The sequence below is a fragment of the Sphingomonas colocasiae genome, from assembly GCF_019880585.1.
GTDB lineage: Bacteria > Pseudomonadota > Alphaproteobacteria > Sphingomonadales > Sphingomonadaceae > Sphingobium_A > Sphingobium_A colocasiae.
Genome location: NZ_JAINVV010000012.1, coordinates 326,640 through 339,818 on the forward strand (window position 1 = coordinate 326,640; position 13,179 = coordinate 339,818).

The following is a 13,179-nucleotide window of genomic DNA, read 5'->3' on the forward strand; positions in this document are numbered from 1 at the left end:
AAGCCGCCGCCACGACGACAGCCCGCCTCCGACGCATGGATCGTCTCGGCGAATCCGACTGTCCCGTCATGCACCAAAGCGCCATCAACCGGGCTACGGACCTCATGCGCATCCCTTTCCTGCCACGGGCAGCACCGGAGCATAGGCGCCGACGCGCCAATCCCACGACTGGGCGCCGCTCGCGCGACGCCGGCACATGATCCGTTCGTGCAGGTCGAAAACACCCGGCATGAACTTCTGCGCCATGCGCGGCCCGCCTTCGAAGCGCATGAACGCATTGTCGGTGCCGAATGGCAACCACTCGGATGCCCCTTGCGCAATGGGACGGCCGGTGCGGGCGAAGCTCGTCCAGTAATCGAGCATCGCGTCGGCGATCCGCCGCTGGCCCGCATCATCGGGAATTCTGGGCCAATTGGGCGGCGTGGCCTGGAAATTCCCGAATATGAACGGAACCTCCGACGCGTGAAAGCCGGTCAGGCCCGCTTCATCGGCACTGGGATAGCTGTGGCTGAACAGATAGAGATAGGATGGCTGGCCAAGCCTTGCCTGGGCGCGGGCCAGTCGTTCCATCGCCCAGGAATATATGCCGTCGCGGCTCGCATCGAGCCGTGCCTGTTCCGGGTCCGTGGCGGGATAGAGCCGCAGATAGGCATCCGACGCATCGCCATAGCGCGCCCGGATATCGGCGGTGTAGGCATCCGCACTGGCCGGCAGCGGCGGCAGGAGCTGGCGCAGGCTGCGGGTTTCACCACTGTTGAGGCCCGCGATCAGCGGTACCGGTGCCTGCTCGCCGCGATCGAACGTGTCGACGAGCTGGCGCTTCAGAATATGCCCGTCGATCGTGCCATAAGGCAGGAAGCCGGCCATGGCGGATGCAACGCTCAGTTTGCGCGCATCCATTGCACGCAAGTCCGCGATCGATTTCGCGCCCAATTTGCCGGCAAGCGCTACGCCGATCGCCTCGGCGGATTGCTCGCCATAACGCGCGTTCCGCAGCTCCGGCATGGTGAACATATAGCCGCTCTGCGCGACGGCCTTGCCGAACAGTCCACGCGCGTGCGGCGACGCCATGAGATATTCGACGCTGAGCGCACCCGCGGACTCGCCGAAGATCGTCACATTATGCGGGTCGCCCCCGAATGCCCTGATATTGCGCCGGACCCATTGCAGCGCCGCGATCTGGTCCTGCAGGCCGTAATTGCCGGAAACGCCCTCCGCCGTTTCCCTGCCGAGCTCGGGATGCGCCAGATAACCGAGCACGCCGAGCCGATAGTTTATCGAAACGAGGATGATGCCGCGTTTCGCGAACTCACGGCCATCATACATGGCCGACTGGGCACTGCCCCAGATCAGGGTGCCGCCATGAATCCATATCATCACCGGAGCGTTCCGGGCATTTTCAGGGGCCGTCACGTCGAGCGTCAGGCAATCCTCGCTCATGTCGATCGCGCCGCGATCATAGGGGCCCTGCGCCATTGGCGGCTGAATGCAGGCGGCGCCCCGGCTTTGCGCAGCCCTGATCCCCGCCCAGCGCGGCAAGGGTTGCGGCGCTCGCCAGCGCAGCGCGCCGAGCGGCGGCTTCGCATAGGGGATCGCGCGGAACTTGCGGGCATTGTCCTCGATCACGCCCCGCACCGATCCGGCGGGCGCATCGACCACCGGATCTTGCGCCGCGCTCCGCTCACCCGTGCCGGCAGGAACCGCCGTGGACAGGGCCAGGCCGACAAAGCCGATCAACGCACGAACCGGTATTTTCATGATCAGCTCCGCTCCGGGCTGGAAGACGCGCGTTTGATCAGCCGGGCAAGCCACATGAACAGCAGCGCCGCGATGAGATACATGGGCGCGAGCGCATAGAGGCCCATCTGCAGGGCGTGCTCTCCATGATACGGACGGAAGAAGTCGCTCGCCATGCCGACGAATGTCGGCCCCAGGCCAAGCCCGATCAGGTTCATCACGAGCAGCAGCAATGCGCCGGAAATCACCCGCGCCCTCGGATCGACCTCGCCCTGGACGAACGTGACCGTCGCGGGGAGGAAGACGGAATTGAGGAACAGCGGCACGCACAGCAATATGAGCGCCACCTCCCAGCGATCCGCGGCGACGAAGCCCAGGAAGAAGGGCAAGGCGAGCACAAGCGAGAGCGCTGGAATGGTGGCGTAGGCGGCCTTGTTCCCGACACCGAAGCGATCGATGAGGCGGCCGGAGACGAAGATCCCTGCCCCCATGCCGATGCCGACGGCCAGCGCATACCAGATCGCGACCTGCTCCAGCGCCATACCCTTCTCGCGCATCAGGAACAGGGTGGCGAAGTTGCTGAGGCCATAGGTGATGAAATTGGCGGCACCGCTGGCCAAGGCCGCGACCGCCAGGATCCTGTTGCCGAAAAAGCCACGGATCGCCTGTCCGAAGCTTTCGTCGCGTTCCGGATCAGCCGACGAAACAGGAGCCGGGTCGAACCGGCCACGCTCGGGCTCTGGGACGATCATGTACACAAGCACCGCGGTGAGCACGCCGATCGCGCCGACGACATAGAATGGCACGCGCCAGTCATAGGCGGCGGCGAGCGATGCGCCGAATGCGACGCCCAGCGCGGAGCCGAGCGGCGGGCCGAGATTGAAGATTCCCATCGCCGTGCCGCGCTGTTCGCGCGGAAAGGTGTCGGAGATGATCGCATAGGATGGCGGCACGCCACCCGCTTCGCCGACGCCCACCGCCATGCGCGCAACCACCAACTGGCCATAGTTTCCGGCCATGCCGCAGGCGGCCGTCGCGGCGCTCCACAAGCCGCAGGCGATTGAAAGCACCTTCACGCGGCTCGTCCGGTCCGCCAGCCAGCCGACCGGGATCGCGATGAAGCAGTAGAAGAGCGCGAAATAGAAGCCGGTGATGCGGCCAAGCTGGCTGTCGGTGATCTGCAGTCCGTCCTGGATCGGTTTGGCCAGGATCGAAACGAGCTGGCGATCGAGAAAGTTCAGCACATAGACGAAGCACAGCATGCCGAGCACCAGGCCGCGATTGCCGGATGTGCGCTCGCCGGCGCCGATGCCACCCGTTTTCACAATGCCCCTCCCGCGCCTGGCCCCATGGTTGCCGCATCGTCATCCTGCCAGATCCGTGCCCGGTCGATATACCAGGGCAGGACCTCCGGCGTGGCGGTCGCGTCGGGGTTGATCACTTTCGCGACCGGCCATCCCGCGAACAGCCGCTTGATCGGCAATTCCTGCTTCTTGCCCGAAAGCGTGCGGGGAATGCCCGGCGCGGCGATCAGCCGGTCGGGCACGAAACGTGGCGACAGGCTGGCGCGGATTGCGCCAGCCACCTCGGCCTCCATCGCCGCATCCAGCCTGTGCCCTTCGGCGGGCACGACGAACATGATCAACTGGCTGTCGCCGTGCGCGCGCTCGACGTCGATGATCATGGTGTCGGCGATGGCGGCAAGCCGTTCGACCGCCGAATAGATCTCCGCCGTCCCCATGCGCAGGCCGTGCCGGTTGATGGTCGCGTCGCTGCGGCCCGAAATCGTACAGCCGCCATCGGCACCGATCGTCAGCCAGTCGCCGTGACGCCAGATTCCCGGCCATTCCGCGAAATAGGCGTCGCGATAGCGGCTGCCATCCTCGTCCCCCCAGAAATAGAGCGGCATGCTGGGAAAGGGGCGCGTGCAGACCAGTTCGCCGACCTCGCCGATCACCGGCTCGCCCCGCTCGTCCCAGGCCTCGATCGCCGCGCCGAGATGACGGCATTGCAGCCGCCCGGGCGTGTCGGGCAGTTCGGGATTGCCGGCCATGAAGGCGGCGGCGATTTCGGTGCCGCCGCTGACATTGCACCACCAGATATCCGGCCGGCCCATCGTCGCGAACTGCGCGGTGCCCCAGCGCTGGACGTCGGGCGGCAGCGGCGATCCGGTGCTGCCGAGTGCGCGGATATGCGCGAGCCCGCCGATCCGGGGCAGATCCAGCCCGGCCTTCTGGCAACTGGCGAAAAAGGCCGCGCCGGCACCGAACCAGGTCGTCCGCGTCCGCGCCGCGAAATCCCAGAGCCGGCTCCAGTCCGGATCGGTCCTGGGGCCACTGGGTGATCCGTCGAACAGGCAGATGGTCGTGCCGCTCAGCAGTCCGCCGACCTGGATGTTCCACATCACCCAGCCCGTCGCGCTGTACCAGTGGAAGCGATCGCCGAAATTGTTCGGAGCGTAGCTCGGCCCCAGATCGAAATGAAGCTGCCCCGCGCAGGTCGCGAGCAGCACCCCGCCATGGCCATGCACGATCGGCTTGGGCAGGCCGGTGGTCCCGCTGGAATAGAGGATCCATAGCGGATGGTCGAAGGGCAGCCACTCGGGCTCGAACGCCGCGACCGCCGCATCGTCGCGCGCGACAGCCTCTTCGAACGGGCTCGCACCCGGCACGTCACCCTTGCCGAAACCGCTGGCGATGACGAGGAACAGGTCGATGTCGGAAAGCCGGTCCCGGATCTCGGAGATGGCGGCGCTGCGATCGATCGCCTTGCCCGCGTAGCAGACGCCATCGACCGCGATCAGCGCCTTCGGCCTGATCTGCCGCAGACGATCGAGCACGGCGTTGCTGCCCATTTCGGGCGAACACAGCGTCCAGATCGCGCCCAGGCTGGCGCAGGCGAGCAACCCGACCACGGCCGCGGGGATATTGGGAAGATAGGCCGCGACCCGGTCCCCCCGCGTGATACCGCCCCGCCGCAGCTCGATCGCCAGCGAGGCCGCCTGGCGCCGTAGCTCGGCCCAGCTCAGTTCAATGCTTTCGCCCCGCTCGTTCTCGGCGACGATCGCCGGCTGACCCGCGGCGTCGGCGGCGGCGGCGTGGCTGAATATATGCCGCGCGTAATTGACCTCCGCGCCTTCGAACCAGCGCGCCTCAGGCATGTCGCCCCCGCTCAGTACGGCGGAGAACGGCGTCGGGGATTCGATCCGGCCATAATCCCAGACGGCGCGCCAGAACCCGTCCAGATCCGTCACCGACCAGCGGCGCAGATCCTCATAGTCCGTGAAATCCACCCCGCGATCGGTGCGAAGCCACTCGGTGAACAGGCGGACCTGGGGAACGGGACCGGAAACGATCACGCTGTTGCCGGCATCACTCATCGAACGAAAAACCCTGCTTCTTCGATAGGGAGGAGGGTTCTTGCCGCACATCCCATGACTTTTTCGAACGCCTTCGCACCGTCAAAAGGCGGTGCGAAGGCTCATCGCCGCGTAGCGGCCGATCGCGTTGTAGGTTCCGCCGATGCCGTCCGTGCCCGGGAAATAGGGCGGCGTGGCGTTGAAAAGATCGTTGATCTGCAGCGCCAGTTCCGACCCCTTCGCGAAACCGGTGTCCGGCAGCCTGACCGACAGGCGCAGATCGACGGTCGTGTAGCTCTTCGCCTTGTAGACGCTCGTTCCGGTCGGGGTCGCGAAGGGGGCGGTGACCCCGCTGCGGTGATTGACGAAGTTGACGAACGTCACCGGCCCGGCGGTCAATCCCAGCGTGGTCCGCAAGGTCGTCCGCGGAATGCCGGCTTCCAGCGAATTGCTGACTGCCGATGTCGGCGACAATTGCGTCCGGTATTTCAGGATATAGTTACCGGCGATGCCGCCGAACACGCTGCCGAAACCGGTCGTGCTGCGATAACGCACATCGAAGTCGATGCCGTTGGTCTTGCGGATGCCGAAATTGCCCTGGCGCAGGTCCAGGATGTTGCCGATCGTCGGCACCGCCGCAAAGGTGTAGAAGAACGGTACCGTGTCCGCGATCGCCGAACTGACCTGTGCGGCGCTCGGGTTGCGGACCACCAGCGACGCAAAGGTCGGATCGGTGAAGATCAATGCGCCCAGGCCCGACGGCGTTCCGATCACATCGTCATATTTGATGTCGTAGAATGTCGCCCCGGCACTGAATCCGGGCGCGAATTGCGGACGAAGATCGACGCCGAGCGAGAAGGTTCGTGCCTTTTCGGGCTTCAGATTCTGATTGCCGCCGAACAGCAGGATCGTGTTCACCTGTGTCGCGCCGCGCAGGGGATCGCGGGCGCCGAACGCGTCGACCAGCGCCGCCGCGGCATAATAGGAACCGACGGTCGAACCAAGATCGCGCAGGCCCGGCGCGCGGAACGATCGGCCATAGCTGCCGCGCAGGTTGATGCCCTGAACAGGTTCCCAGGTGATGCCGACCTTCGGATTGGTCGTCGATCCGAAATCGCTGTAATGATCGTATCGGCCCGACAGCGAGAGAGCCAGGCTGTGGAACATCGGCGCGGCATTGTCCGCGCCGAAGAGCGGCACGAAGAGTTCGGCGTACAGCGACTGGACGCTCCGCTTCAGATCCTCTGGAAAGCCCACGCCGCCGCTCGACCCGCGCTGCATATAGGTTTCGCGGCGATATTCGGCGCCGAGCGCGACCTTGACCGCCCCGCCCGGCAGATCGGCCAGCGATCCGTCCACCTTCCCGGCGGCGATCCAGGTCCGCTGGCGATTGGTGAAGTCGGTCGGGTTGTCCAGGATGGCCGCGACGACCGCCGGACTGGTCCCGGTTCCGAAAGGATCGAGCGCCGTCGCGGTCGTGGTGCCGGCGGCGGCGGTCGACAGGGCCGTGGTGTTGATGCCGGGCTGGAAGGTGTCGTTGCGCGACCAGTTATAGGTGCCGAACAGGCTGGCCTTGAAATCGCCGGGCAACGCGACGTCGATCCCGGCCGTCGCATTGCCGGCGCGGACGCGGAAGCTCTGGTCGAAATGATCCGCGCCCACCAGCCTGTCGGGCCGGAAATCGACGAATTCGAACAGTGCGCCCGTCCCCGGAGGCGCGCGGAAGAAGGGGTTGGCCGGGGTCAGCAGGATCAGGCTCTGTCCGGGAAGCGCCGCCTGGACCACATCCTTGCGGTCCGAATAAAGCAGATCGCCCCACAGGGTGACACCCGACGACAGATCCTGCCGCGCGGAGACGAACGCGCTGTGCGTCCGGTTGGTGGGAACAAGATCGACCGGGCCGCGCGGGTCGCAGGTGTTGATGCCGGGGGCCAGGCTGGGCGCGGCGTAGATCGTGCCGGCGAAAAGATTGACGTTCGCGTCCGGGCACACCGTCGACCGTGTGTCGACGCCGCCCGCCGCACGGAAATCGAGCGAGCGGTAACGGCGGTCGGCGCCCGTGATGTTGCTGTTCTCGGAATATTGATAGGCCGCGACGAACGATCCGCTGCCCCAGTCGTGACCGAAGATGCCGCCCGCGTTGAAGGCATGATAATCGTCCGCGAAGCCGTAGCGGACATTCGCCTCGAACCCCGAGACGCGCTTGCGGGTGATGAAGTTGACCACGCCCGCGACAGCGTCCGATCCATAGATCGCGGACGCGCCGTCCGCGACGATCTCGACGCGCTCGATCGCGAGTTCGGGAAGGAACGGATAGTCGGGATTGGTCTGCTGCGTGCTGCCCGAGATCAGGCGATGTCCGTTCATCAGCGGCAGCGTCGCGCTGGGCGGCAGGCCGCGAAGCCCGGGGGCGAAGGAGCCGAGCCCGCCATTGCTGGTGCGCGGCGCGGTGTTGAAGCTGTTGAGCTGGGGCACGGTCGCGAGCAGTTCCGGCGTGCTGGCCGCGCCGATCAGCTTGGCATCGTCGCGCGACACGCTGATCAGGCCCGATCCCGTCGGCGGGATGCCGCGGATGCTGGTGCCGGTGACGACGATCTCCTTGTCGGCGTCCGCGCCATCACCTTCCGCCTGTGCGCCGGTGTCGGCGGCCTGGGCATGAACGGCGGCAGGCACGCCCAGCATCGCGGCCGCAATCGCGGATCCGCACAGCATGCGCGCACGGTGTCCCGTGAGAATGCCCGCGACTATGGTTGTGATCGACATGATGTTCCTCTCCCCTGGCTACGCCTTCTCGGCGGCGGATGCCTCCGCTGCCGGGCTGTGCCGGCTTGATATCCTGTTTATGGTTTGCCAGAGCGGTTCGTAAGAGCATCAGCGGACATTGATGTGTCTTTAGCGGACATCCGGTGTCCGGGGACGGGGATCATGGCGGTCGACGACGAACGGGGCGGAACGGCGAACCGCAATACGCGCGCGGGATTTCCTTCGCTCAACCAGCGCCTCTTCGCGCCGTTCAAGCTGGCGACCGTCATCGACACCGTGGCGAGCCGCGGGATCGCGCCCGAGACCGTGCTCGACCGCACCGGGCTGACGCTGTCCGAAGTGCGCGATCCGCATACGCTGACCTCGATCGGGCAATATCTGATCGCGTGCGAGAATATCGTGTCCGCCGGCGCCCAGTTCAGCGATGCGTTCGCGATCGGCTCGCGTCTCCACCTGTCGGCGTACGGCATGTACGGATATGCGCTGATGTGTTCGCCCACCATGCGCGACTTTTTCGATTTCGCGGTGCGCTACCAGCCGCTCGCCACCCCCACGGTGCGCCTGGGCTGGCGGACGGAGGGGGATGTGGCGATATGGCGGTTCCACGAAATCTATCGCGACGTGATGAGCAGCGACGTGCGCACCTTTCTCGTCCGCCAGCAGATGAAGATGACGTACACGCACATCCGCGACACGGCCGGGGCGGACAATCTGCCGGTGCGCGCGCTGTTCGCGCTGGCCGAGGACGCCCATTCCGCGGAGGATGCGCGCGAACTCTCCTGCCCATGCCTGTACGCACAGCAGGCCAACGAGCTCCACTTCCCGATCGGGATCCTCGATCAGACGCCGGCGCTGGGCAACCGGCTCACACGGACGATGCTGGAGGAGACATGCGACCGGCTGATCGGACAGTCGCGGATTTCCTCGGGTCTGTCCGGCGAAGTCTACCAGCTCCTGCTGCTCGCGCCGAACCATTTTCCGTCGATGACGGCGATCGCCGAACAACTCGGCCTGCAGGAACGCACTCTGCGCCGCCGCCTTTCGGCCGAGGACACCAGCTATGGCGAGATCGTCGACGACGTCCGTCGCAAGCTGGCGATCGAATATCTGCAGACGACGCGCATGAGCGTCGACGACGTGGCCTGGAAAGTGGGTTTCAGCGACAGCGCGAACCTGCGCCGCGCGATCCGACGATGGACCGGCCAGACCATCAGCGAGATCCGTGCGGGATAAACGGTTCGCATCGGACCGGAAACGCCGCCGATGGTCAGGCGCAGCCGGTCAGGCCGCCGTCAAGCACGAGTTCGGCACCGGTGACATAGGCGCCGGCCCGGCTGGACAGGAAGATCACCGCGCCCGCGACATCCTCGGGCGTGATGCATGCATCCGATCCCGCAAAATGCGCGACCCACTCGTCGCGCGTGCGGGCAAGGAACAGGTGCTCGAAGATCGCGCCGGTCGCCGGATCGCCCTGCCGGTGCATATCCGGATCGAGGCCCAGCCCCTTGAGCAGCGCGGCATGGAAATTCGGCTCGATCGCGCCCACCGCGACATGCCGGCCGTCCGCACAGACATAGCAGCGATAATAGGGCCGGCCGCCATCGAGCAGATTGTCCTGGCGCGCATCGCTCCACCCTCCGCTGCCGCGAAAGGCGTGGAACATGGCGCTCAACGCCGCGACGCCATCGGTCATGGCCGCATCCACCACCTGCCCGCTGCCCGTTGCGCGCGCCGAATGGAGCGCCGCGAGCACACCGGCGATCAGGAACATCGTGCCGCCCGCATAATCACCGATCAGATTGAGCGGCGGCGGTGGCGGCATGCCGGGCGATCCGATCGCGGCCAACACGCCGGTAAGCCCGAGATAGTTGATGTCATGCCCCACATCGTTCGCCAGCGGCCCGCTCTGCCCCCAGCCGGTGATGCGCGGCATGGCGTCTTCGCTCTATATTCTCACCATCACCGTCATCGGCCTGGGCGTCGGGCCCACCGCCGTCGCGCTGATGACCGACTATGTCTTCGCCGATCCTGCACGGGTGGGCGAGTCGCTCGCGATCGTGACGTTGATCTCCGCAGTCCTGGGCACGCTGCTCCTGTGGCGCGGCGCCAGGGGATTTCGCGACATGCCACAATCCGCTCTTTCATAGCCGCACCACTCCACCGACAGCCGGAGCGGTGTACGGCTGCCCCTCCCTTCGCACGAAGATGCGATCCCGAATATCGGGAGCGGATTGCGGCGCCCCTGGCCGATCGACCGCATTCAGGGGCGCGGCCGCCCCTCCGCCCCCTCCTCATCGCCAAAGCTGAACGCCACCGGATCAACGATCAGCACGGGAACCGGAGCCGCGCTGTCGACCGAATGAAGCGGCACGTCCGGACTCCGCGGCAGCGCGCCGGCGCTCGCCGGCGGTTTCGGTCGATACCCGGCAAATCCGGCTTCATGTTCGCCGCCCGACCGGTTGCTTCGCGAAGCGATCGGCAGGATCGATGTCATGCCCCGGAAACGGGCCGGCGCACCATCGCCGGCAAAGACGATCCCGGACAGATCGACCACGGCCAGCGCGGCAAGTGACGGGTCCGGAGTCTCCGCCACCGGTTCGACGGCAAACAACCGAACCGAAGCGGCAGCCCGCGCACGCAGCAGCGACTCCAGATTGTGACGCGCACGCACGGCATCGGCACCGCCCTCGCCGAACTGGCGCACACGGGCATCGACGACATGCCGGAGCATCACCTCCGCCTCGTCGAAACGCCCGCGAAGCTGATAGAGCCCGGCGAGATTGGTGAGCGACACCAATGTCAATGGATGATCGGGGCCGTACACGCGCTCGTGCGAGGCGAGCGCGCGCCTGAACAACGGCTCCGCCGCATCGAGCCGCCCCAATGCGTCATAGTTGAGCGCCAGGTTGTTCGCCGACATGATCGTGCGCGTATCCTGCGAGCCGAAGCGCTGCTCGGCGAGCGCGAGCGCTTCCGCGCCGAGCTCGGCCCCCCGCTGATATTGCGCGTCGCGATAGGCCTGCTGCACCTGTGCGTTGAGCTCCGCCCAGGCATCGGCCGGCCGCTCGGCGACCTGCGCGAAACCGGTCGCGCAGGTCGCCAGCAATGCCGCGGCCAGGCTAGACGATATTCGCCAGCGCGAAGAGGAATGTCGCGCTGTCGGCATCGCCGGCATAGTCATGCCCAGGCGAGGTGCTGCCGGTGTTGTTATAGGCATCGAGCTGATTGTGCATCGATGCCGCCGAAACATAGGCGCCATAGCCACCATCCCCCGGCATGTTCCAGCGCGCGTCGTTGGTCTTGATCGCGTTCGCCTTCGCCAGATCCATGATATTGTCGTGATTGGCATCCGCATAGGTCTGGAACCAGTCGACCGCGTCCTGAAGCAGCGCCTTGGGGCTGTTCGGGTCGTTCGCCTCGCCGATATTGTTGCCGGCCAGATAGTTGAGCCAGGTCGCGACCGCGTCGCGGCCAAGCATCCAGCGACCGTCCCCCTGATCCTTCTGCGATGCGTCGATCAGTTGCTGGGCCAGCGCCAGCGGGATGAAGATCGTATCCTCGCCGCCATTGGTCAGCCCGTTCCCGTCGAAATCGCCGAGCAGCAGCCCGGCCTGATCGCCGGCGCCGATCGACCCGTTGCGGTTCGAATCGACCGCGTAAAGCAGTTCGTGATCGGCGAAGCCCGGCTGGCCGGCCTGTTTGGGCAGCCCCGCCTTGCCATCCCAGAAGCCGAAGCCGAGATTGGACCAGAAACCCGGTGTCCGCACGCCGGGGCCGTCATTGACCAGCCCGAAATAATGCGCGGCATCCGAATCGGTCGCGCCCTGCCCGGTGGTCACCGACGCGACATTGACATGCTGGCCGGTCTCATAGGGCAATGTATAGAGCAGGATGCCCTGCTCGCCAGGCGCGAGCGAGCTGACGACGGTGGTTTCGTTCGCGTCGAGCACGCTGTCCTTGTCCGCATCCAGATAAAGGGGCGCGCCCGCCAGATCATATTTGGTATCGGCGAGCACGATGCTCGTCAGCGTGACATTGCCGGTGTTCGCGACGGTGATGCGGAAGATCACCGGCGCGTTGAGGCTGGTGGTCGGGCCGGTCGGATTATCCTCGTCGGTGAAGGTGACACCGCCATCGACCGAGACATATTTTTCCAGATCGACCTTGGCGTTGTAGACCAGTGGCGTCTCGGCATCGTCGCTATCGGGCGGGCTTTCGGTGCTGTCGGCCGTCGCGGTGTTGACGAACACGCCTTCACCATTGCCCTTGGCGTCGAGTTCGGCCTGGGTGACGGTGTGCGTCGCCGAATAGGTCCAGATCTCATCGACCTCGAGCAGATTGTCGCCATCGTCGAGCGCCGAGGGCTGGACGGGAATGATCCGCTGGATGCTGTTCGCGTCGGCCGCCGGATCGGTGACGGTCACGCCGGTCAGCGTGATGTTGCCGGTGTTGGCGACGGTGATGTGGTAATTGATGACATCGCCCGCCTTGTCGGCCTTGTCGCTCTTGGTCTGGTCGGCATTGGTGACGTCGACAAAGTCCTTCTCGATCGCCAGCTTCGGATCATAGACCAAAGGCGTCTCGGCATCGTCGCTATCGGGCGGGCTTTCGGTGCTGTCGGCGGTCGCGGTGTTGACGAACACGCCCTCACCATTGCCCTTGGCGTCGAGTTCGGCCTGAGTGACGGTGTGCGTCGCCGAATAGGTCCAGATCTCGTCGACCTCGAGCAGATTGTCGCCATCGTCGAGCGCCGAGGGCTGGACGGGAATGATCCGCTGCATGCTGTTCGCATCGGCCGCCGGATCGGTCACTGTCACACCCGTCAGCGTGATGTTGCCGGTATTGGCGACGGTGATGTGGTAATTGATGACATCGCCGGCCTTGTCGGCCTTGTCGCTCTTGGTCTGGTCGGCATTGGTGACGTCGACGAAATCCTTCTCGATCGCCAGCTTCGGATCATAGACCAAAGGCGTCTCGGCATCGTCGCTGTCGGGCGGGCTTTCGGTGCTGTCGGCCGTCGCGGTGTTGACGAACACGCCCTCACCATTGCCCTTGGCGTCGAGCTCGGCCTGGGTGACGGTGTGCGTCGCCGAATAGGTCCAGATCTCATCGACCTCGAGCAGATTGTCGCCGTCGTCGAGCACCGAGGGCTGGACGGGAATGATCCGCTGGATGCTGTTCGCATCGGCCGCCGGATCGGTGACGGTCACGCCGGTCAGCGTGATGTTGCCGGTGTTGGCGACGGTGATGTGGTAATTGATGACATCGCCCGCCTTGTCGGCCTTGTCGCTCTTGGTCTGGTCGGCATTGGTGACGTCGAC

Annotated in this window: 9 protein-coding genes; 2 read left to right on the top strand and 7 right to left on the bottom strand. The window is 65.6% G+C overall.

Annotation, left to right across the window (positions count from 1 at the left end; translation table 11 throughout):
* Positions 1-102: 102 nt before the first annotated feature.
* The 4 genes from K7G82_RS25315 to K7G82_RS25330 all read right to left on the bottom strand — a co-directional run bounded on the left by K7G82_RS25315 (position 103) and on the right by K7G82_RS25330 (position 7,858).
* Entirely contained in the window at positions 103-1,758 is a 1,656-nt protein-coding gene (locus tag K7G82_RS25315; protein ID WP_222992737.1) for a carboxylesterase/lipase family protein, read from the bottom strand.
* 2 nt (positions 1,759-1,760) lie between these two features.
* Positions 1,761-3,062, bottom strand: a complete 1,302-nt coding sequence (locus K7G82_RS25320) for a spinster family MFS transporter (protein ID WP_343228645.1) — start codon at positions 3,060-3,062, stop codon at positions 1,761-1,763.
* The gene (locus K7G82_RS25325) at positions 3,059-5,116 is read right to left on the bottom strand and encodes an acetoacetate--CoA ligase (RefSeq protein WP_246623850.1); all 2,058 of its coding nucleotides are present in this window, start codon (positions 5,114-5,116) and stop codon (positions 3,059-3,061) included. Before K7G82_RS25325 ends, K7G82_RS25320 begins: the two co-directional genes overlap by 4 nt.
* A gap of 81 nt (positions 5,117-5,197) precedes the next feature.
* Complete coding sequence (locus K7G82_RS25330; RefSeq protein ID WP_222992739.1) at positions 5,198-7,858, bottom strand: TonB-dependent receptor plug domain-containing protein; 2,661 nt, start codon at positions 7,856-7,858, stop codon at positions 5,198-5,200.
* A 162-nt stretch (positions 7,859-8,020) separates the two neighbouring features.
* Between K7G82_RS25330 and K7G82_RS25335 the strand changes: the two genes are divergently transcribed.
* Positions 8,021-9,091, top strand: coding sequence for an AraC family transcriptional regulator (locus tag K7G82_RS25335; RefSeq protein ID WP_222992740.1), 1,071 nt, complete (start codon positions 8,021-8,023; stop codon positions 9,089-9,091).
* Between the two features lie 34 nt (positions 9,092-9,125).
* Here K7G82_RS25335 and K7G82_RS25340 read toward each other — a convergent pair whose 3' ends face one another.
* Positions 9,126-9,791, bottom strand: coding sequence for an SDR family oxidoreductase (locus K7G82_RS25340; protein ID WP_222992741.1), 666 nt, complete (start codon positions 9,789-9,791; stop codon positions 9,126-9,128).
* Between K7G82_RS25340 and K7G82_RS25345 the strand changes: the two genes are divergently transcribed.
* On the top strand, positions 9,790-10,005 hold the full coding sequence (locus K7G82_RS25345; protein WP_222992742.1) for a hypothetical protein: 216 nt from the start codon (positions 9,790-9,792) through the stop codon (positions 10,003-10,005). The two genes, K7G82_RS25340 and K7G82_RS25345, sit on opposite strands and share 2 nt — an antisense overlap.
* A gap of 113 nt (positions 10,006-10,118) precedes the next feature.
* On the opposite strand, the gene K7G82_RS25350 is transcribed toward K7G82_RS25345, so the two are convergent.
* Both K7G82_RS25350 and K7G82_RS25355 read right to left on the bottom strand, forming a co-directional pair.
* Positions 10,119-10,964 carry a tetratricopeptide repeat protein gene (locus K7G82_RS25350; protein WP_222992743.1) on the bottom strand — a complete coding sequence of 282 codons (846 nt, stop codon included), beginning with the start codon at positions 10,962-10,964 and terminating at the stop codon, positions 10,119-10,121.
* A 13-nt stretch (positions 10,965-10,977) separates the two neighbouring features.
* A partial coding sequence (locus K7G82_RS25355) for a DUF7507 domain-containing protein (RefSeq protein WP_222992744.1) occupies positions 10,978-13,179 on the bottom strand: 2,202 nt, incomplete at its 5' end.

What these genes read in the sequence shown, in the direction of transcription:
- K7G82_RS25340 (WP_222992741.1), bottom strand. Translation starts at nt 9,791, where the DNA reads ATGCCGCGCATCACCGGCTGGGGGCAGAGCGGGCCGCTGGCGAACGAT.
- K7G82_RS25315 (WP_222992737.1), bottom strand. Translation starts at nt 1,758, where the DNA reads ATGAAAATACCGGTTCGTGCGTTGATCGGCTTTGTCGGCCTGGCCCTG.
- K7G82_RS25335 (WP_222992740.1), top strand. Translation starts at nt 8,021, where the DNA reads ATGGCGGTCGACGACGAACGGGGCGGAACGGCGAACCGCAATACGCGC.
- K7G82_RS25345 (WP_222992742.1), top strand. Translation starts at nt 9,790, where the DNA reads ATGGCGTCTTCGCTCTATATTCTCACCATCACCGTCATCGGCCTGGGC.
- K7G82_RS25325 (WP_246623850.1), bottom strand. Translation starts at nt 5,116, where the DNA reads ATGAGTGATGCCGGCAACAGCGTGATCGTTTCCGGTCCCGTTCCCCAG.
- K7G82_RS25330 (WP_222992739.1), bottom strand. Translation starts at nt 7,858, where the DNA reads ATGTCGATCACAACCATAGTCGCGGGCATTCTCACGGGACACCGTGCG.